Annotated in this window: 14 protein-coding genes; 8 read left to right on the top strand and 6 right to left on the bottom strand. The window is 68.8% G+C overall.

From position 1 onward, the window contains the following. Nucleotides 1-7 precede the first annotated feature (7 nt). From ACWDKQ_RS21220 to ACWDKQ_RS21205, 4 genes are read left to right on the top strand one after another with little or no spacing between them, the layout of a single operon-like run. Nucleotides 8-199 carry a tautomerase family protein gene (locus ACWDKQ_RS21220; protein WP_450140472.1) on the top strand — a complete coding sequence of 64 codons (192 nt, stop codon included), beginning with the start codon at nucleotides 8-10 and terminating at the stop codon, nucleotides 197-199. After that, on the top strand, nucleotides 196-6,696 hold the full coding sequence (locus ACWDKQ_RS21215; RefSeq protein ID WP_450140471.1) for an amino acid adenylation domain-containing protein: 6,501 nt from the start codon (nucleotides 196-198) through the stop codon (nucleotides 6,694-6,696). Before ACWDKQ_RS21220 ends, ACWDKQ_RS21215 begins: the two co-directional genes overlap by 4 nt. Beyond that, a complete protein-coding gene (locus ACWDKQ_RS21210) occupies nucleotides 6,693-8,450 on the top strand; it encodes an ABC transporter ATP-binding protein (protein ID WP_450140470.1) in 1,758 nt (585 codons plus the stop codon). The genes ACWDKQ_RS21215 and ACWDKQ_RS21210 overlap by 4 nt, the downstream gene beginning before the upstream one ends. Beyond that, entirely contained in the window at nucleotides 8,447-10,180 is a 1,734-nt protein-coding gene (locus ACWDKQ_RS21205; protein ID WP_450140469.1) for an ABC transporter ATP-binding protein, read from the top strand. Before ACWDKQ_RS21210 ends, ACWDKQ_RS21205 begins: the two co-directional genes overlap by 4 nt. A gap of 42 nt (nucleotides 10,181-10,222) precedes the next feature. On the opposite strand, the gene ACWDKQ_RS21200 is transcribed toward ACWDKQ_RS21205, so the two are convergent. Next, nucleotides 10,223-10,396, bottom strand: a complete 174-nt coding sequence (locus tag ACWDKQ_RS21200) for a hypothetical protein (RefSeq protein ID WP_450140468.1) — start codon at nucleotides 10,394-10,396, stop codon at nucleotides 10,223-10,225. A gap of 187 nt (nucleotides 10,397-10,583) precedes the next feature. Continuing rightward, nucleotides 10,584-11,006, bottom strand: coding sequence for a DUF6223 family protein (locus ACWDKQ_RS21195; protein WP_450140467.1), 423 nt, complete (start codon nucleotides 11,004-11,006; stop codon nucleotides 10,584-10,586). 217 nt (nucleotides 11,007-11,223) lie between these two features. Between ACWDKQ_RS21195 and ACWDKQ_RS21190 the strand changes: the two genes are divergently transcribed. Both ACWDKQ_RS21190 and ACWDKQ_RS21185 read left to right on the top strand, forming a co-directional pair. After that, nucleotides 11,224-12,357 (top strand): sensor histidine kinase, encoded by a 1,134-nt coding sequence (locus ACWDKQ_RS21190; RefSeq protein WP_450140466.1) that lies wholly within the window; start codon nucleotides 11,224-11,226, stop codon nucleotides 12,355-12,357. Next, nucleotides 12,354-13,016: a response regulator gene (locus ACWDKQ_RS21185; RefSeq protein WP_450140465.1), complete on the top strand. Its 663-nt coding sequence runs from the start codon at nucleotides 12,354-12,356 to the stop codon at nucleotides 13,014-13,016. The genes ACWDKQ_RS21190 and ACWDKQ_RS21185 overlap by 4 nt, the downstream gene beginning before the upstream one ends. A 24-nt stretch (nucleotides 13,017-13,040) precedes the next feature. Here the strand turns inward: ACWDKQ_RS21185 and ACWDKQ_RS21180 are convergent, their stop codons facing one another. Both ACWDKQ_RS21180 and ACWDKQ_RS21175 read right to left on the bottom strand, forming a co-directional pair. After that, a complete protein-coding gene (locus ACWDKQ_RS21180) occupies nucleotides 13,041-13,376 on the bottom strand; it encodes a hypothetical protein (RefSeq protein ID WP_450140464.1) in 336 nt (111 codons plus the stop codon). 192 nt (nucleotides 13,377-13,568) lie between these two features. After that, complete coding sequence (locus ACWDKQ_RS21175; protein ID WP_450140463.1) at nucleotides 13,569-13,748, bottom strand: hypothetical protein; 180 nt, start codon at nucleotides 13,746-13,748, stop codon at nucleotides 13,569-13,571. A gap of 559 nt (nucleotides 13,749-14,307) precedes the next feature. Between ACWDKQ_RS21175 and ACWDKQ_RS21170 the strand changes: the two genes are divergently transcribed. Beyond that, entirely contained in the window at nucleotides 14,308-14,787 is a 480-nt protein-coding gene (locus ACWDKQ_RS21170; protein ID WP_450140462.1) for an ester cyclase, read from the top strand. Between the two features lie 14 nt (nucleotides 14,788-14,801). On the opposite strand, the gene ACWDKQ_RS21165 is transcribed toward ACWDKQ_RS21170, so the two are convergent. Next, complete coding sequence (locus ACWDKQ_RS21165) at nucleotides 14,802-17,063, bottom strand: ATP-binding protein (RefSeq protein ID WP_450140483.1); 2,262 nt, start codon at nucleotides 17,061-17,063, stop codon at nucleotides 14,802-14,804. A 409-nt stretch (nucleotides 17,064-17,472) separates the two neighbouring features. Beyond that, a complete protein-coding gene (locus ACWDKQ_RS21160; RefSeq protein WP_450140482.1) occupies nucleotides 17,473-17,673 on the bottom strand; it encodes a hypothetical protein in 201 nt (66 codons plus the stop codon). A gap of 466 nt (nucleotides 17,674-18,139) precedes the next feature. Here ACWDKQ_RS21160 and ACWDKQ_RS21155 point away from each other — a divergent pair, with 466 nt between their 5' ends. Further along, complete coding sequence (locus ACWDKQ_RS21155; RefSeq protein WP_450140461.1) at nucleotides 18,140-19,984, top strand: phosphoenolpyruvate carboxykinase (GTP); 1,845 nt, start codon at nucleotides 18,140-18,142, stop codon at nucleotides 19,982-19,984. Nucleotides 19,985-20,230 lie beyond the last annotated feature (246 nt).

Genomic DNA, 20,230 nt, shown 5'->3' with positions numbered 1-20,230 from the left:
AGCCGCCATGCCATTCATCGACGTCAAGATTTTCGAGGAGCGCCTGGCGCCGGAGACCGAGCGAGCACTGATCTCGGCGCTCACCGACGCGGTCGCGGGCGTGCTCGGCGAGAAAACGCGTCCTTTCACCTGGGTAGTCCTCGACGGCACCCCCGCCCAGCGCTGGGGCATCGGTGGCGAACCGGGCGAGGCGAAATGAGCGCCGCGGACAACGCCCTGCGCGCGGAGGTCGCCACCGCGCTCGGGCTTGCGCCCGAGGAGATCGGCACGCACGACGACCTCTTCGCCCTCGGACTCGACTCCCTGGGCCTGATCCGGCTGGCCGGGCAGTGGCGCAGGCAGGGCCGGGCGGTCACCTTCGACGATCTGGCGGAGAACCCGACCCTGGCGGGTTGGCGGGCGGTGCTGGGCACCTCCGGCCCGAGCTTCCTGGAAACGGAACCGGACACCGTCGACGAGCGGGCGCCGTTCGACCTGGCGACGATGCAGCACGCCTACTGGATCGGCCGCCAGCCCGGACAGCCCTTCGGCGAGGTCTCCGCTCACTTCTACGTCGAGTTCGACGGCGCGAGCGTTGAACCGCCGCGCCTGCAGAAGGCGCTGGACGCCTTGGTCGCACGGCACGACATGCTGCGGGTGCGGTTCCTGGACGACGGCCGCCAGCAGATCACCGCAACCAGCGCGCTGCCCGCGGTGCGTGTGCATGACCTGCGCCAGCGGCCGGACTGCGACGCCGAACTGGAGCGACTGCGCGAGTACTACACCCATCGCAGGTTCGACGTCGATGCGGGAGAGGTCTTCGAGGTCGCACTATCCTTGCTGCCCGACGGTTCCACTCGGATCCACGTGGACCTCGACATGATGGTCGCCGACGCGCTGAGCATGCGCATCCTGCTCAACGATCTGCGTGCCCTCTACGAGGATCCCGGGACCGAACTGCCACCGATCGACTACAGCTTCCCCCGCTACCTTGCAGACCGCGCCGCACGGTACGACCCCGAACGCGCCCGTTCCCGACAGTGGTGGCAACAACGGCTGCCCGAGCTGCCCGGCGGACCGGGACTGTCGCTGAGCTCCGAACAGGCCGGCCCACCCCGGACCGCGCGTCTGCACCACTGGATCTCCCCGCAGGACAAGGCAGAATTCATCACCGCCGCGCAACACCAGGGACTGACCCCGGCGGCCGCGCTGGCCACCGCCTTCGCCGAGGTGATCGGAGCGTGGAGCACCGAACCCCGGTTCCTGCTCAACCTCCCGCTGTTCGACCGGGAGCTGCCGCGCGACGACGTCGACCTGCTGGTCGGCGACTTCAGCTCGTCGATCCTATTGCCGGTCGACGTCAGCGAACCGATGCCCTTCGTCGAGCGCGCGCGAGGAGTGCAGGCCAACATGCGGGCCGCGATCGGACATGGCGCCTACGGCGGTGTCGAGGTACTGCGCGATCTGGCGCGACTCGGCGACGGAGTCCCAGTGCTGGCACCGGTGGTCTACACGAGCGCACTGGGGCTGGGGGAGATCTACGACGCCGATCTGCAACGCTGCTTCGGCACACCGTCGTGGATCATCTCGCAGGGGCCGCAAGTGTGGCTGGACGCCCAGGTCACCGAACTCGACTCAGGGCTGCTGCTCAACTGGGACGTGCGAGCCGACGTGCTGGCCGAAGGCACCGCCGAGGCGGCCTTCGAGGTCTACCGCGACCTGATCAGCGACCTGATCGCCTCGAACGATCGGTGGGCCAACCCGGTCGGATCGCTGCTGCCACCCGCGCAGGCCGCCGCCCGGAAATTGCTCAATAACGTCGAACCGGTTGCACCGTCACAGCTTCTGCACGAAGGGTTCTTCGCCCACGTGCGCGACCACCCGAGCGCGGTCGCTTTGGTCGACGACGGCATGTCGTTGACCTACGCCGAACTCGCCGAGCGTGCGTTGCGGGTAACCGCATTGCTGACGTCGCACGGTGTCGGCCGGGGCGACGCGGTAGCGATCACGCTGCCGAAGGGGCCGCAGCAGATCGTAGCGGCGCTGGGCGTGCTGGCCGCGGGTGCCGCCTACGTGCCGATCAGCGTCGACCAGCCCCCGCAACGCCGATCCCGCCTCCACCGACTCGCCGCAGCAACGGCGGCGCTCACAGACGCGAGGTACTGCGACGCGGTGCGCTCGGCGGCCTCCGAACCGGTGCTGCTGATGTCCGACGCAGCGCAGTACCCACCCGCGACGGCTCCCACGTGGGTCGATCCCGCTGAACTCGGCTACGTGCTGTTCACCTCCGGCTCGACCGGCGAACCCAAAGGCGTTGAAGTCACGCACAGCGCGGCGATGAACACCATCACGGCGATCAACACTCGGTTCGGGGTCGGTCCCCAGGACCGCACGCTGGCGGTGTCGGCGCTGGAGTTCGACCTCTCGGTCTACGACATCTTCGGAATGCTGTCGGTCGGGGGCGCGGTCGTGACCGTCGACGAGTCCCGTCGTCGCGACGCCGAGCACTGGTGGCGGCTGGCGGTCGGATACGACGTGACGGTGTGGAACACCGCTCCCGCGCTGCTCGACATGCTGCTGGCCGCAGCGGACGGAGGGCAGCCAGCGCTGCGGCTGGTCCTGCTCGGTGGCGACTGGGTCGGACTGGACCTGCCTGGGCGGCTGCGCGAACGCGCGCCCGACTGCCGATTCGTCGCGTTGGGGGGGATGACCGAGGCCGCGATCCACTCCACCGCGATCGAGGTCTCCGAAGTACCGGCGTCGTGGCGCTCCATGCCGTGGGGCGCTCCGCTGCCGGGCGTGAGCTGCCGGGTCGTCGATGCCCAAGGACGAGACCGCCCGGACCAGGTCACCGGCGAGCTCTGGGTCGGTGGGGCGAGTGTGGCCCGCGGCTACCGGGGAGATCCGCGGCGCACGGCGCAACGGTTCGTCGAGCACGACGGTCGGCGCTGGTACCGCAGCGGGGATCTCGCGCGCTACTGGCCGGACGGCACGTTGGAGTTCCTTGGCCGCGCCGACCACCAGGTGCAGGTGCACGGGTATCGCGTGGAACTGGGTGAGGTCGAGTCCGCCCTCTCGGCGCACCCCGCGATCGGACACGCCGTGGCCACCCTCATCGCGGAGCCGGCGCCCCGGCTGGTCGCCGCCGTGTCCGCTTCCGATGCCGTGTCGGAGGCAGACCTGCTGGCCTGGCTCGGTGACCGGCTGCCGCCGTACATGGTATGCGACCACATCGCGGTGCGGGAACGACTTCCGTTGACCCACAACGGAAAGCTGGACCGCAGTGCAATCGCAACGCTACTGTCCCAAGAGGCCACCCCTGCTGCGGAGGAGTTCCAGGAGCCCGCAGGCGAGCTGGAGGAGGTGGTCGCCTCGGTGTGGGCCGAGCTGCTGGGAGTCGACCGGATCGGCAGGAACGACGGTTTCTTCGCTCTCGGTGGCGATTCCCTGATGGCGACCCGGCTGGTCGGCAGACTGCGTGAAGCCGGGATCGCGGGCGCGCGCCTGGCGATGTTGTTCGCCCGGCCCGTGCTGGCCGACTTCGCTTCGTCGCTGATGCTGGGCGGATCCGACGACCAGATCCGCCTGCACGCCGACCTGGACCACCGCCACGACCCGTTCCCGCCGACCGATGTTCAACGCGCGTACTGGATAGGCCGCGACGAGCGGCTGCCCCTCGGTGGTGTCGGTACCTACCAGTACACCGAGTTCGACGGCGCCGAGGTCGACTTGGAGCGGCTGGAACGGGCCTGGCAGCGCCTCGTCTACCGGCACGAGATGCTGCGCGCGATCTTCGACGACGACGGCGCGCAACGCATTTTGGCCGACCCACCCCCTTTCCGGATCGAGGTCCGCGACGCCACCGGCGGCGACCCCGCTCCGGCGCTGGCACGCCTGCGGGAAGAGAAATCGCACCGCTACTTCGATCTCAGCCGATGGCCGCTGTTCGAGGTGACCGCGCTGCACTACGACACCGACAGCGGCCGGCGCACGAGACTTGCGATCGGGTTGGACTACATCATCTTCGACGCCCTGTCGATCATGACGTTGTTCTCCGAACTCGACGCCCTCTACCGAGCCCCGGACGTCGAGCTGCCCGCGATCGGGATGTCGTTCCGCGACTACGTGCTCCAGGTCGAGCCCCAACCCGAGGACCTCGAACACGACCAGCGGTACTGGCTGCAACGGCTGAATGAGTTGCCGCCCGGCCCCGCACTGCCGATGACCACAGACCCCTCGCAGGTGTCGCGACCGCAGTTCTGCCGCCACCAGACCTGGCTGGACCAACGGCAATGGCAGGCGATCCGGGATCGGGCTAGAGCCGCCGGGCTGACCCCCTCCACCGTGCTGCTCACCGCCTACGCCGAGGTGCTGGGCGCTTGGAGCCGCCAACGCCCGCTCACAGTGACGCTGACCCTGTTCAACCGCCGGGAGGTCGATCCCGACATCTACCGCGTGCTTGGCGACTTCACCTCGCTGTCACTTGCCGACTACCGGCCGGAGCCGGGCGAACCGTGGCTGGAGGCCGCAGGCCGGATGCAGCGGCGGCTCGGTGCCGACCTCGACCACCGCGACGTCGCCCCGTCGTGGCTGTTGCGGGAGCTGGCTCGCAGAACGGGCAACATCGACGCCATGCCGGTGGTGTTCACCAGCGCGATCGGCGTCGGCGACGGGGTGTCGATGGACATGTCGCCGGGGTTCCCGGAGCGTGTGTGGGGGATTTCCCAGTCGCCGCAGGTGTGTCTGGACAATCAGGTGATGGAGTCCCAGGGTGGCCTGCTGGTCACCTGGGACGCGGTGGAGGACCTGTTCTGCGAAGGCGTCCTGCCCGCGATGTTCGCCGCCTACCGCCGGCTGCTGGAGTGGTTGGCCGGCCACGACTGGACCGAGAACCTGCCCGATCCGCTGCCAGCCGAGCAGAAGCAGGTCCGCGATCACGTCAACGCGACGGACCGCACGGTCCCTGGTGGTCTGCTGCACGCCCCGCTGTTCGACGCGCCAGCCGACGCCGACGCCGTCATCTGGGAACACGACGGCCATCGGTGCACGCTCAGCCACGGCGAACTCCGCGACCGCGCCCTGCGCGTGGCGGGCGCACTGGTGCGCAGCGGAGTGCGGCCGGGAGACACCGTGGCCATCACCCTTCCCAAGGGGGCCGACCAGATTGTGGCGGCAGTGGGTGTGCTCTGCGCCGGTGGCGTCTACGTTCCGGTCGGCGTCGAGCAACCCGAGCTGCGACGAGAACGCATCTACACCGACGCCGGAGCGCGGCTCGTGATCGACGAAACCGGGGGCGACGACCGGCTCGAGCTGAGCACGGCGGTCCGGGCCGAACCGTTGGGTGCTCCGGTCCCGGTGGAACCCGATTCGTTGGCCTACGTGATCTTCACCTCCGGTTCCACCGGCACTCCCAAGGGAGTGGAGATCACCCACGACGCGGCGGTCAACACCATCGCCGACATCAACAGCCGGTACTCGGTGACCGCTGACGATCGGGTGCTCGCGGTGTCGGCATTGGACTTCGACCTGTCGGTCTACGACGTCTTCGGCGTCCTTGGCGCCGCCGGCACCTTGGTGCTGCCCGGGGAGGACGAGCGACGCGACGCCAACCGCTGGCTGGAACTGGTCACCAGGCACGGCGTGACCCTGTGGAACACCGTGCCGATGTTGCTGGACATGCTGCTCACCGCCGCAGAACTCGGCGGACGGCAGCTGCCCGCGACACTGCGTCTCGCTCTGGTCTCGGGGGACTGGGTCGCGCTGGACCTGGGCGCCCGGCTGGCGGCGGCCACCGACGGGCGCTGCCGTCTGGTCGCCCTCGGAGGCGCGACGGAGGCTTCCATCTGGTCCAACGCCTACGAGGTGGGCGAAATCGACGCCCGCTGGAGCTCCATCCCCTACGGCCTGCCGCTGGCGAACCAGCGCTACCGGGTTGTCGACGAGGAGGGCAGGGATCGGCCGGAATGGGTGGCGGGTGAACTGTGGATCGGCGGTCGCGGAGTGGCGGCCGGATACCGCGGCGACCCGGCCAGGACCGCTGAGAAGTTCGTCGACGACCGGGGACAGCGGTGGTACCGCACCGGAGACCTCGGCCGGTACTGGCCGGACGGGACGCTGGAGTTCCTCGGCAGGGCCGACCACCAGGTCAAGATCGGCGGGCACCGGCTCGAACTCGCCGAGATCGAGTCCGCGCTGGAGTCCTGCCCTGGAGTGGGCAACGCGGTGGTCGTGGTCACCGGAGAACGACGGCAACGGGTGCTGCACGGCTTCGTCGAGCGCACCGACGGGCTCGACACCGCGGCCGTCCGCACCGAACTGGCCCAGCGCCTGCCCCGCTACGCCATCCCGGCCCGGTTCACGCTGCTCGACGTGCTTCCCCTGACCGCCAACGGAAAACTCGACCGGGCGGCGCTGGAACGCATGGCCGACGACCACGGCACCGCAGGCGAACCACCGGACGGTGCGGTCGAGAAGGTGCTGGCCGAGGCATGGGCCGACCTGCTCGGGCATCCGGTTGACGACCGCGACGCCAACTTCTTCGGCCTCGGCGGCAACAGCTTGCTCGCGCTGCGCGTGATCAGCGCGGTCCAGCAGCGGTTCGGGGTCGACGTCGGCGTGCGGGACTTCCTGGCCTCGCCGACCGTCGCGAACCTGGCCGCAGAGGTGTCCAGGATGCAGATGTCCATCATGGACGAATACGAGAGTGGTGTGCTGTGACGAAGAATTCCGGCACCGCCGAGGCCGCCCGCGTGCTCGCCCCGATCCGGGGGTATCTCGCCACCGCGGTCGCGCTTCAGGCGGTGGCCTCGGTCCTGGGTGTGTTGCCGCTGATCACGATCGCCGAACTAGGCCGGGTGTTGCTGCCCGGCGGAGCCGGGCCGGAATTCGCCTGGCCGCTGGTGTGGCTGGGCGTCGGTGCGGTACTGGTCAGCCTGGCACTGTCGATGGCGGCCAATACGATCACCCACGTCGGCGACAACAAGCTGCAACTGCACCTGCGCCGGGCCATGGCCCGGCGGCTGGGACGCGTCCCACTGGGATGGTTCTCGAAGACAACCTCCGGCACAGTCAAGAAGACCTTGCACGACGACATCGCCGGTATGCACTACTTCGTCGCGCACACCCTGCTCGACGTGACCTCCGTAATGCTGGCCCCGCTGACCGCGCTGGTGTACCTGGTGACCGTCGACTGGCGGATGGCGGCCATCTCGGTCATCCCACCGCTGGCCGGAGCACTGCTGTTCCGCAGGGCGATGGCCGAGGCACGCCCGCAGATGGCCGCTTACGGGCGAGCGGTAGCCGAGATCAACAGCGGCGTGGTCGAATTCGTCGAGGGCATCGCCGTGGTCAAGACTTTCGGCGGCACCCGCACGGCGCACCAGCGCTTCCTGCGCGCAGCCGACGACTTCCACGAGTTCTTCACCCGCTGGGTGGGTTCCACCATCGGCGTGTCCACGGCATCGCAGCTGGCGGTTTCACCTGTCGTGGTGCTGCTGCTCGTGGTCACCGCGGGCACGAGCATGGTCGCCACCGGCGTGGTGGCCGCGCCCGACGTGCTGGCGTTCGTCCTGCTCGCACCAGCACTGGCCGGCCCGATCGCCGCGATCGGAACGCGCTTCCAGGCGTTGCGCACCGGAACCGCGGCGGCGCGCAACGTCCAGGCGCTCCTGGCAGAACCGGTGCTGCCGGTGCCGGCGAGCCCGAAAACGCCCAGCGGCAACGAGATCCGGCTGCGCGGGGTGGAGTTCGGCTATGACGACGACCCGGTGCTCGCCGATATCGGCCTCGACCTGCGGCCCGGCACCGTCACCGCTCTCGTCGGCCCCTCCGGGGCGGGCAAGTCGACCCTGGCGAAACTGCTGGTCCGGTTCCACGACGTGGCCGGTGGTTCCATCACACTCGGCGGAGTGGATCTGCGTGAGATGGAGCCGGAAACCCTCTACCGGCACGTCGGATTCGTTTTCCAGGACGTAGTTCTGCTGCGCGGCACGGTCGCCGAGAACATCGCGTTGGCCCGACCGGACGCGGACGCGGCCGACATCGAACGGGCCGCTTGCGCCGCGCAGATCCACGACCGGATCACCACTCTGCCGCGCGGATACGACTCGGAAATCGGCGTCGACGCGGAGTTCTCCGGCGGCGAAGCCCAACGGATCTCGATCGCTCGCGCGCTGCTGGCGGACACGCCGGTTCTGGTGCTCGACGAAGCCACTGCCTACGCCGACCCGGACTCGGAGGCGCTGATCCAACAGGCACTGTCCACATTGTCTGCTGGACGGACCTTGCTGGTGATCGCCCACCGACTGGCCACAATCCGCGACGCGGACCAGATCGTCGTGCTCGAAGGCGGACGCATCACCGAACAAGGCCACCACACCGAGCTCATCGAGGCCGACGGCCGATATGCGCGCATGTGGCGCGCGCAGGAACCCGCTGCACCGACCCACGCCACGCCAGGAGGAAACTCGTGATTCGCGCGCTGTTCACCGCGCTGGGCAAGCAGAACTCCGGACCGCTGCGGGGCTTGCTGGCGTTGCTCGCCACGGCCGCCGTCCTGCAAGGGGTCGCCTATGCCTTCCTGGTCCCGGTGCTGCGGACCCTGCTCGGCAACCAACCGGATACGGTGTGGCCGCCGCTGCTGATCTTCGCCCTGGCCTGCATGGGCTCGGCGGGCGCGACCTGGTTCGCCCAGGCAGCGGCATTCCGCACTGGTTCACGGCTGGCCAATGTGCTGCACCACCGGCTGGGTGCGGCGATCGTGTCGCTGCCGCTGGGCTGGTTCAACCGTTCCCGGGTCGGCGAGCTGAGCAGGATGAACAGCGAGCACGTGCTCCAGGTGATGAGCGTGCCCGCACACCTGCTGCGTCCCGCGGTCACCTCGGTGCTGACCTCGCTGACGATCGTGATCACCATTGCGCTGATCGACGTGCGGCTGGCGCTGTCGGTCGTGCTGGCCATTCCGGTTCTGCTGGCGGTGCTCGCGATCAGTAACCGGGTCGTACGGATCGCCGACGCCGAGCGGCACGCCGCCATGGACGAAGCCGCCAACCGGGTCGTCGAGTTCGCCAAGGCGCAACCGGTGCTGCGTGCGTGCGGCCAGGCCGACACCGGCGGTCGGGCGCTAGACCGTGCGCTGCTGGCGCAGCGGAGCGTCGATCAGAGCATGCTTTTCCGGGTCGTGCCAGGCTTGCTCGCGTTCGAGTTCACCGTCCGCGTGATGGTGACGGCCACCCTGGTGCTCGGTGTGCTGTCGGTGCTCGACGGAGGGCTCGACGCTGGGACCGTGATCGCTGTTCTTGTGCTGGTCGGCCGGTTCGCCGAGCCGGTGACCGCCGCTGCCGGAATCGGTGCGAGCATCCGGATGGCGCGCACGAGCCTGGACGGGATCAACCGGCTGCTCGCCGAACGCCCGCTGCCGGAGCCGTCGCCTCCGGCCCGCCCCGAACGCAATGACGTGGAGTTCGACGACGTCAGCTTCGGTTACGACGACCGCCAGGTGCTGCGGAACCTCAGCTTCACCCTGCCCGGCAACAGCATGACCGCCCTGGTCGGCCCGTCCGGGGCGGGCAAGACGACGGTCGCCCGGCTGCTGGGGCGGTTCTGGGACACCACGGGCGGTCAGGTCCGCATCGGCGATGTCGACGTTCGCGACATCGCAACCGACGACCTGATGTCGATGGTGGCGTTCGTGTTCCAGGACGTCTACCTGTTCGACGGCACACTCGGCGACAACGTCCGCGTGGGCCGCCCGGACGCCACCGACGACGAGGTCCGCGACGCCATCGCGCGCGCCGGTCTGGTCGACGTGACTTGCGAACTGCCACTGGGCACCGACACCCCCGTCGGCGAGGCGGGATCCCGGCTCTCCGGCGGCCAGCGCCAACGCGTGTCCATCGCCCGCGCGCTGCTCAAGCAAGCGCCGATCGTGGTCTTCGACGAGGCGACGTCATCCCTGGACCCCGAGAACGACGTGGTGGTCCAACGTGCGATCGCAGCGCTGGCCGAGAACTCCACCTTGCTGGTCATCGCCCACCGGATGCAGACCGTGCTGGCCGCCGATCAGATCATCGTCCTCGACGAAGGTGCCCTGACCGAACGCGGCACGCACGAGGAGTTGCTGACGCTCGACGGCACCTACGCCCGGTTCTACCGCCGGCGGGCCTCCTGTGCGGGATGGCGGCTGACCGATGCCGTTTCGTAAACGAAAGCTCCGCGACAGGTGCAGGCCGTTTCCGCCTGACAGTCAGCGCAGCCGGGCTTTGCCCAACGAGGTCGAACAAGCTCGCGAGACCTCGGTGAGATCGCCGATACGCGGGCCGAGCCGGCGGGCGAGGTCGATCAGCGCCTGGCTCTGGTGTTCGGCGGAGTGCTCCTTGGTGTAGGTGCCCGTCGCCCACTCGATGGGCGGTTTGATCACCCGAGAACGGCTGGTCGCCGCTGAAGGTGGCCTTCAAGGCGGTCACCTACAAGGGCGACGACCTACCGCGATGACGACCCGACCGTGGTGCGGGCCCGATTTCCGCACCACGGTCACATCCCCGCTGCGGCCTGCTGAATCGCACCGCTGCGATGCACGCCAGTTGGGAACACTTGGATTTGCCCGGTCAGCGGTGCGACGGTAGCTTGCCCCGAGCCAGCCCACCGAGCACCATGGCGACCAGCCCCAGCACCAGGGCCAGGTAGCCCCCGACGATTCCATTGCCGGTGCCGGGACCGCCGTCGGCGGTGACCACCACCAGCCCGCCGCTGACCACGGCGATCAACCCCGCCACCAGGGCCACGATGGCCCCCCTTTTCCCGGTGCCGTTGCCCATACGGCCGGCGGATCGAGCCCGAGCCAGCCCACCGATGACCACGGCAACCCCCGCCAATAACGCGGCCGAAGTGGCCCAGACCCGGTCGGCGGTCCAGCCGTAAACAATGGGGTCGGGCGGCTGGGCCAAGGCATGTGCGGCAGCCGGTGTGGCAAGCGCGAAACTTCCGAGCAGTGCGGCTGCGGCGGTGGCAAGCATGCTACGGACGGACATGAGGTGCTCCTTCTCCCACACGACTGGACGTCGCTGATCATGTCCGCTGGACCCACCGCCGGTCGTTGTGCGGACGCAGGCAATATCGTGCTGCCGCCGGTGCCGTAGCCGACTGCTGCGGATGCCGCAGGAGCCGCGAAGCTACCGCGGATGTGGTAGGCGGCTGATCATCTGTGCGCGGGAGTCGCCCACGCGGACATCTGGCTAGGGTGCACGCATGAGCGGCGGACGCATGAGCGGCGGACGGATCGGCGTCTGGGACTGGATGATCGCCGTCGGCGTGGCGGCGGCCCTGCTGGTCGCCGGGCTGTCCGGACAACATCCCTCTACGGATCTCGACCCGCTGGGTTACGCGTTGTTGGTAGCCGGCGGCCTGTCGCTGGCCGCGCGCCGGTGGGCTCCGGTCACCGTGCTGGCCGTGACCGCGTTGTGCGCGTTGGGTTACCAGGCAGTCGGTTTCGAGGTGCCGGTCGTCGCGTACCTGTTCGCGGTGTACTCCTCGGTGCGGGCGGGACACCGCATCGTCGCGGTAGCGGGTTCGGTGATTATGCTGGCTGCTCTTCCGCTCGCGATCTTGACCTCTCCCCACGACTGGCCCGTGGGCGAGGCGTTCACGCAGTCCCGGGACGTCCTGCAACTGGCATGGCTGATCGCCGCCGGTGCGGCGGGTGAAGCGCTGCGGCAGGCCGAGCGCCGGGCGGATGAGGCCGAGCGCACCCGCGAGGAGACCGCGCGGCGCCGCGCCGACGAGGAGCGACTGCACATCGCGCGGGAGCTGCACGATTCGCTCACCCACCAGATCTCCGTCATCAAGGTGCAGGCCGAAGTCGCCGTCCACCTGGCCCGAAAGCGGGGTGAACAGGTGCCGGATGCCCTGCTGGCGATCCGGGAGGCCGGTCGTGAGGCGGCCCGGGAACTGCGAGCGACCCTGGAAGCGCTACGCGACGACGACAAGAACCCGCCGCATGGGCTTGACCACGTCCCGGAACTGGTGCAACGGGCCCGCACGACCGGCCTCGACGCGAAGCTGACGATCGAGGGATCACGAAACGACGTGCCGTCCGCGGTGGACCGGACCGCTTACCGGATCGTTCAGGAGTCGCTGACCAACATCGCCCGTCACGCCGCCGCCGCTACCGCGTCGGTCCGGATCGACTACCGCCCCGACGCCCTGGTCATACGGGTCGACGACGATGGCAATGCCACGTCGGACACCGCACCGGTGCCCGGCGTCGGGCTGCTCGGCATGCGCGAACGAGTCACCGCCCTAGGAGGTCACCTGCGAGCGGCGCCGCGCGACGAGGGCGGCTTCTCCGTGCAAGCCGAACTTCCCGTGGACCGAACGTCATGATCCGCGTCCTGCTGGTCGACGACCAGCCGCTCATCCGCAGCGGATTCCGCGCGCTCCTCGACATCGAGGACGACATCGAGGTGGTGGCCGAGGCCGCCGACGGCAACGAGGGCCTGGCGCTGGCCAGGGAGCACCTGCCCGACATCGCGCTCATCGACATCCAGATGCCGGTCGTCGACGGCATCGAGGCGACCCGGCGCATCGCCGCGGACCCGGCCCTGGCCGGGGTGCACGTCGTCATCCTGACCAACTACGGCTTGGACGAACACGTCTTCACCGCGCTGCGCGCCGGCGCGGCCGGATTCCTCGTCAAGGACATCCAGCCGGAAGACTTCCTCCACGCCGTGCGCGTCGCCGCGCGCGGCGACGCCCTGCTCGCACCGTCAATCACCCGTCGGCTGATCGACCGGTACGTCACCCAGCCGCTCACCACCGTCACCGGCACGGGGCTGGAAGAGTTGACCAACCGCGAACGCGAGGCCGTCGCCCTGGTCGCGCAGGGCCTGTCCAACGACCAGGTCGCCGACCGCATGGTGATCAGCCCGCTGACCGCGAAAACCCACATCAACCGGGCCATGGTCAAGCTCCACGCCCGCGACCGCGCCCAACTCGTAGTCCTCGCCTACGAATCAGGCCTGGTAATCCCGCGCAACTCCTGACACCCGCGCTCGCCTGGTGGGCGGTTAAGCCTCCTCCAAGGCCTCGCCGAAGGCCCGCAGCAGCTGGATGTGCCGGTTGTGGGCCAGCAGATGGCCCGTTCCGATGGTCAACGCCACCGGCCAAGACATCAGCCCAGCAGTGGCCAGGACGATGACCCCTGCCAGGTAGGCGAGCTCGTTCAGCGGGGGAAGCGGGATCGTCCCCATTCCCGGTACCTGCACCCGTACGACGTGCCGCTCGACGGCGAGCGGGCCTTCACCCGCACTACGTGCGGCATCGTGCGGGGCAGCGTCGGTTTCGCTGGCTCTCCTCGATGCCGGTGTCGACGCTTTCGTCCGGGCGATCGTTGAGCTTGCCATGGCTAGTCCTCGATCCTCGGGCGGTTTCCGCCGGGGCACGAACGCCACAACCATCCAGCAGACGGCCGCGCCTTCACAGAGGCCAAGGTCCATTATGCACGACCGTTCGTCGTGGCCTGGGCCTCGACCGGCCTGCACGGCGCGGAAGCGGGGGCTGTTGGAGATGCAACGGCTCCTGCTCGCGCCCTGGTCTCAGGACTGCCAGTCGGGTTTCCGGTCTCGGCGGTCGCATTCCGCCGCCACTGCCAGCATCTCGAAGCGGTAGCGCTGGGCTAGGTTCCACCGCCGTGCTTCGAGGGCGATGTTCATGTGATGCTCGGCGCGTCGGGCGCGGTTGTCGAGGTCTTCTTCGGTGCACTGGTTCAAGAACATGGCTCGGGCTACCTGGTGTCGGGGTCTACGTGCGGCCGTCTTCGGGGTCACGCACTCAGCCGATGTTGCGGGACTTCCACGCCGATCGCGGCGCGAAGCGCATCGTGGTGCGTCCGGTGCACCGTCCGGGCATTGTCTGGACCAGGGTTGGCTCGGGTGCCTTCCTGGTCGCAAATCCAAGTGCCCATGAACAGGTTGCGGTACACGTGCGGCCGTTGGGGTTTGTGGGAGGAGGAGCGTGGCTCGGGCGGTCGGAACGTGAGGATCGCCGGAGCCCCGGTGGGCTTCGCGGCGGTGGTTCGGGTTGCGTACATCGGGGCGGTTCCTGGGTTGCAGTTCGGTCAGTACTGCACCAGCTTGGCCCGGCGAGGCCCTCGGCAACCACGGGAGTACTACGTAGCGACTACGTATTTCGGGACTTTCTCCTCTGCATCGGCGCGCTTCGCGGTGCCGGGCGCAGCCCACCGTAGCGTGGCCGGTCACCTGCGGAAACGGGTACCCGGCAGGTAGCCTCGGTGGCAGAGGTCTAAGCCGTGGCTGAGCAAGCCGGGGGGCCGACATGGCAATTAGTGATGCACAGCGGATCGAATTGCAGCGCCGCACGATCGCCGAGCACATCGATGCGGAGAACTCCCACGACTGGCTGCGCGTGTACGGCACTTTCGTCCAGGATGAGCACGCCTTCTACGACGTCGTGCCGCTGAGCACGCGGTACGACGGTTTCCAGGGCGTTCAGGACTTCTACCAGGTGCTGGAAACAGCCGTTCCGGATTTCCGGGTCACCGTGAACGCCGAGTACGACACGCCCGGCTCCTCGGTCCGCGAGGTGACGATCAGCGGGACGCACCAAGGTGACTACTGCGGCATCCCGCCAGCGGGGCGGGCGGTCTTGTTCGAGTTGGCCGCGTTCTACCTCTTCCGCGCGGACGTCCCGGAGAAGCTCCTCGCGGAGCGCATCTACTTCGACAACGAGACCGTGCTGCGCCAGATGCGCGGCGAGGAGAAGGCCCCCACCGGAATCGGACTTGCGACGGCCTGACCGCGCGTCGGCCGCTAGGTCGTGCGCTCCGAGTTTCGTTGCGCCGCCACCCAGGTCGCGATCTGGGTGCGCGAGCCGAAGTCGAGCTTGGTGAGGATGTGCTCGACGTGCGCCTCCGCGGTGCGTTGGCTGATCACCAGTTGCGCCGCGATCTCCTTGTTCGACATCCCCTCGGCGACGGCGTCGGCGACCTGGCGCTCCCGGCGCGTCAGCGGCCAGCCCAGCTTTTGCCCGCGGGCTTCCGGGCTCGCCGCGGGAGCCGATCGGGTCTTGCCCAGCATGGCCACCGCGAGGCCCTGCTCCAGCGGCAGCTTCGCGGTTTCCGCGAAGATCTCGCCGAACGCGCTCTCCCCCAGCGCCGCGCGGGCCTCGGCCTCAGCCTTCTTCCGGTAGTCGAGCAGCTGCTGCGAACCCAGCAGCGGAATCCCGACGAGCGGCCAGATGCGTTCCAGGACGCCGAACAGCCTCGCGGCCTGGGCGTGTTCGCCCAGGGACACGTACGACCACGCCAGGACCTCCACCGCAACCCCGAGGCCGAAGAGATCGTTGAGGCGTGATTTGAAGCCGATGCTCTCCCGCAGATCCGCGACGGCGGCGTTGGGATCGCCCCGCATCCAGCACGCGAGGCCTCGAACCACGAGCGCCCACGAACGGGTCCACGATTCGCCGACCTCGGCCGTGATCCGCAGGACTTCACCGACATCCGCTGTCGCCTGGTCCGGCGCGCCCTGCAAGCACGCCACCAACCCCGCCTGGAACAGCGACATCACCATCGGGCTGGTCATCGTGTCGTGCGTGCGGTGCCGCGACCACGCCTGCAGGCAAAGCTCGCGTGCCTCCGCCAGGTCCCCCTCGGCCATCGCGGCGACGCCCCTCAAGTGCATGCCAAAGGCGGCCAGGCCCTGATCCCGCAGTTCTTCGGCAAGGGCACTGCACCGTTCAGCCGTAGCTCGTCCCCACGCCAGATCGCCCTGGTGGGAGGCCAACCAACTGCAGACCCACAGATCCGTCGCCCGGGCTTCGGTCGGCCGCGCATCCAGCGCCAGCAGGCGGTCGAGCCACTTCCGCCCCTCCGCGATGAACCCGCAAGCCGTCCAGTAGAACCACAGCGCTCCCGCCAGGCGCAGCCCCGCCTGCACCTGCCCGGGCTGCGTTGCGCAAAACTCCAGAGCTGCCCGCAAGTTGTCGTGCTCGGCGGTGATGCGCGCGCGCCACTCGAGCTGATCCGGACCGAACCATTCGCGAGCGCATCGTTCTGCCAGGCCCAGATACCAGTCCCGATGCCGTTGGCGCAGTTGCTGCTTCTCGCTTTCGCCCAGCAGAGTCAGTCCGTACTCGCGGACGGTCCCCAGCATTTGGTAGCGCGTGCGGGTAGCGGTGCCGTGCCCGGCGGGCAGCTCCGCGCGGATCAGGATCGACTTGTCGACCAGCGACGCCGTCAGATCCAGAACCCGCTCCGGTGTGAGATCGGCACTGTTGCAGACGTCCTCCACGGCCTTGAGATCCATCCCGCCGGCGAAGACCGACATCCGCGCCCAGAGCATCCGCTCCTCTTCCGAGCACAGCTCGTAGCTCCAGTCCATCGTCGCCTTCAGCGTTTGATGCCGCGCCGACGTGCGGCAGCCGCCGGCAAGCAACCGGAAGCGGTCCCCGATCCGGGCCAGGATCTCGTCCACCGAGAAGAACCGCGTGCGGGCAGCCGCCAGCTCGATCGCCAAGGGGATCCCGTCCAGCTCCCGGCACAGCTTCGCGACGGTTACCTCCTGGCCCCGCGCGCACTGGAAACCCGCAGCCGAGGCGCGCTCGACGAACAACCGAACCGAGTTGGGCATCTCCGCGCCCGCGAGCTGGCCCACCTCGGATGGTTCGGGCACCGGCAGGGTGGACACCACGAGCACGTGCTCGCCGTACACGTCGAGAGGTTGCCGACTGGTGGCCAGAACGCGCAACCCGGGGGCGACGTCGAGCAGCACGGTGCACGCCTTCGCGCATCCGTCCAGCACCTGCTCGCAATTGTCCAGCACAATCAGGATGTCCTTGTCCCGGACGTAATCCGCGAGCACGACCTCCACACCGCGGGAAGACCAGTCCTGGATGCCCAACGCCTGGGCGACGGTATGCACGACCAGCTCGGCCTCGTGCACCTCGGCCAACTCGACCAGCCAGGCGCCGTCCCGGTAGGCCCGGCCCAGCTGGGCCGCCGCGCGCAGCGCCAGCCGGGTCTTGCCGACACCCCCGACTCCGGTCAAGGTCACCATCCGGGAGCGGGACAGCATATCCCGGACATCGGCGATTTCCTGCCGACGCCCAACGAAACTCGTCCGCTCAGCGGGAAGGTTGCCCACACGCCTGTGTGTCGTACGACCGGCCACCACGGCCCCAGAACGAGAAAACAACGTCGATCGAAACTCCACCCGCCAGCCTACGACCGCGTCGCGCTCAACGCGAGCGAGCAACCGGGCGGCACGAGCATGTTCGAGCGCAGCGCTACAACCGCCGGGCACCTACCAGTCGCCTTCGCGTGCGTACGGGCGGCTCCAGAGGGCTACTTGGTGCTCCTCGCGCTCGACAACCCATCGCTTCGGACGTACCCGCATTCCCGCGTCTTATCGCCTCGCCGCCGCTGCGCCGGGCAGCAGTTCCGGGCTCGGGATTCGGCGATCACAACCTCCGATCGAGTCGAGCTCAGGATCGTCGATCGATGCGATGACGCGTTCGATCCGTGCGCGTTGCCCAGGTTGGTGGGCCCGCGTTCGGTGGGGGCTCGCAGCACCGCGACGAGGCCATCGCCCGCGTAGAAGTCGCTTCCAACAGCGGATCCAGTTCCAGCAGCGCGAGGGCACGGGGCGCGAGTACATCGACGCCGAGTCCTTGCGCCAGCAGCACGCGCAGATCCTCCGCGCTCAGCGCCCCCAAGGGCTTGCGCCGCAGGCGGTGCACTTTCCCCGAGCCTGGTCACGCCCCGAGCCCCCACACATCGTCTTCTACCTGCTCCAGCGGACGGTGTTCGAACGCGATGGCGATTCGCCTTTTAGGGGACCTTAGGCCGATGAACGCCGCGGCTGTTGTGGGGACGATGAGCCGGGCACGGCCGTGCGGTCCGGTTGCACAACGCGCGGTTGCGCAATCTCCTGGATCTGACGCTCAGCACATCACGACGCCACCCGCAGGATGGGTCCGACGCACGAGGATCGAACATGAGGTCGCCGCTGAACCGGTCGAAGGCCGAGCCGTTGCGCGTTCCTGCAGTGCGCACCGGTGGTCGTCGTGCACGACGCGTTGAGGCTCCCGCACGGGCCGCATGCACGCGCCGCTCACTTCCGTTCGAAGCACCGCCGCGAGGAGAACCACGATGACCACCACCGCGATCCCAGGCTTGGACCAGGCGCCGACCGCCCACGGACCGCTGCTGGAGTGGGTCCAGGAAGTCGCCGAGCTGACCACCCCGCAACGGGTGGTGTGGTGCGACGGCTCCGACGAGGAGTGGCGGCTGCTGACCACCGAGCTCGTCGCCACGGGCACCCTGGTCCGGCTGTCGGCGAAGCCGAACTCGTTCTGGGCCGCGTCCGATCCCTCCGACGTCGCGCGCGTCGAGGACCGCACCTTCATCTGCTCCCGCCGCGAGGAGGACGCCGGGCCCACGAACAACTGGATGGACCCGGTGGACATGAAGGCCGTCATGACCGGGCACTACCGGGGCAGCATGGCCGGCCGGACCATGTACGTCATCCCGTTTTGCATGGGCCCCCTGGACGACGACAACCCGAAACTGGGCGTGGAGATCACCGATTCCGCCTACGTGGTGCTCTCGATGCGCGTGATGACCCGGATGGGCGCCGCAGCGCTGGGGAAGTTCATCGGCGCCGGCGGCCGCGAGCTCGAGTTCGTCAAGGCCCTGCACTCCGTCGGATCGCCGCTGGAGCCCGGCCGGGCCGACGTGCCGTGGCCGTGCAACACGACGAAGTACATCAGCCACTTCCCCGAGGAACGCGCGATCTGGAGCTTCGGCTCCGGCTACGGCGGCAACTCGCTATTGGGCAAGAAGTGCTACTCGCTGCGGATCGCCTCGGCCATGGCCCGCGACGAGGGCTGGCTCGCCGAGCACATGCTGATCCTCAAGCTCACCTCGCCGCACGGCACCGTCCACTACATCGCCGCCGCTTTCCCCAGCGCCTGCGGCAAGACGAACCTGGCGATGCTGCAGCCCACGGTGCCCGGCTGGAAGGCCGAGACGCTTGGCGACGACATCGCCTGGATGCGCTTCGGCGACGACGGGCGCCTATACGCCGTCAACCCCGAGTTCGGGTTCTTCGGCGTCGCCCCGGGCACCGGCTACCACACCAATCCCGTTGCAATGCGCACCATCGAGCAGGGCAACACCATCTTCACCAACGTGGCCCTCACCGACGACGGGGACGTCTGGTGGGAAGGCATGACCGAGCAGCCGCCGGAGCACCTGACTGACTGGAAGGGCCGCGACTGGACGCCCGGAACCGGCGAACCTGCCGCCCATGCGAACTCCCGGTTCTGCACCCCCATCGGGCAGTGCCCGATCGTCGCGCCGGAATGGGACGATCCGCGGGGAGTGCCGATCTCGGCGATCCTCTTCGGCGGCCGGCGGGCCACCACCGTCCCGCTGGTCACCGAGTCCCGCGACTGGACGCACGGCGTGTTCATGGGCGCCACGCTGTCCTCGGAGACCACCGCCGCGGCCACCGGCGCGGTAGGCGTCGTCCGCCGCGACCCGATGGCGATGCTGCCGTTCATGGGCTACCACGCTGGCGACTACTTCGGGCACTGGCTGCACATCGCCGAGCACACCGACGCCGCCAGACTGCCGAAGATCTTCCACGTCAACTGGTTCCGCCGCGGCGAGGACCGCCGCTTCCTGTGGCCCGGGTTCCGCGAGAATTCCCGAGTACTCAAGTGGATCGTCGACCGCATCGAGGGCACCGCCGACGCCGCCGACACCCCCGTCGGGCTCGTCCCAACTGCGGCCGACCTCGACCTGGCGGGCCTCGACGGCGATCCCGCCGACGTCGACGCGGCACTCGCGGTCGACATCGACGAATGGCGTGCCGAGATCCCGATGATCGAGGAATGGTTCGCCGGCATCGGGGAAAAGCTGCCCGCCGAACTCCGCAACCAGCTCGGCGTGCTGCGCAAGCGCCTGGCCGCCGCCGATGGTCGCGAATGAGGCCTCGACTGTCTACAGTGGTCACCAGCGGCGCATGGGCGGGCCCTCGGGCATTCGCGTGACCGGCGGGGCGGAAGGCAACGAGTCGGACACGGGCGCTCGGTCCCCTTGACAGCCTGAGCACGGGATTGCAGGCTTTCGGACCAGTTGGCTAGGGTCTGTTTCAGATGTCAGAGCCACTCGTTGATAGACGCGATGACCACCGTGGCCTCGTAACGGACAGCGAGTTTGTCGTACCGGGTGGCC

The organism is Saccharopolyspora sp. NPDC000995 (genome assembly GCF_053599315.1).
Note: the sequence above shows the minus strand (reverse complement) of the source record. Positions and strands in the feature narration are given on the sequence as shown.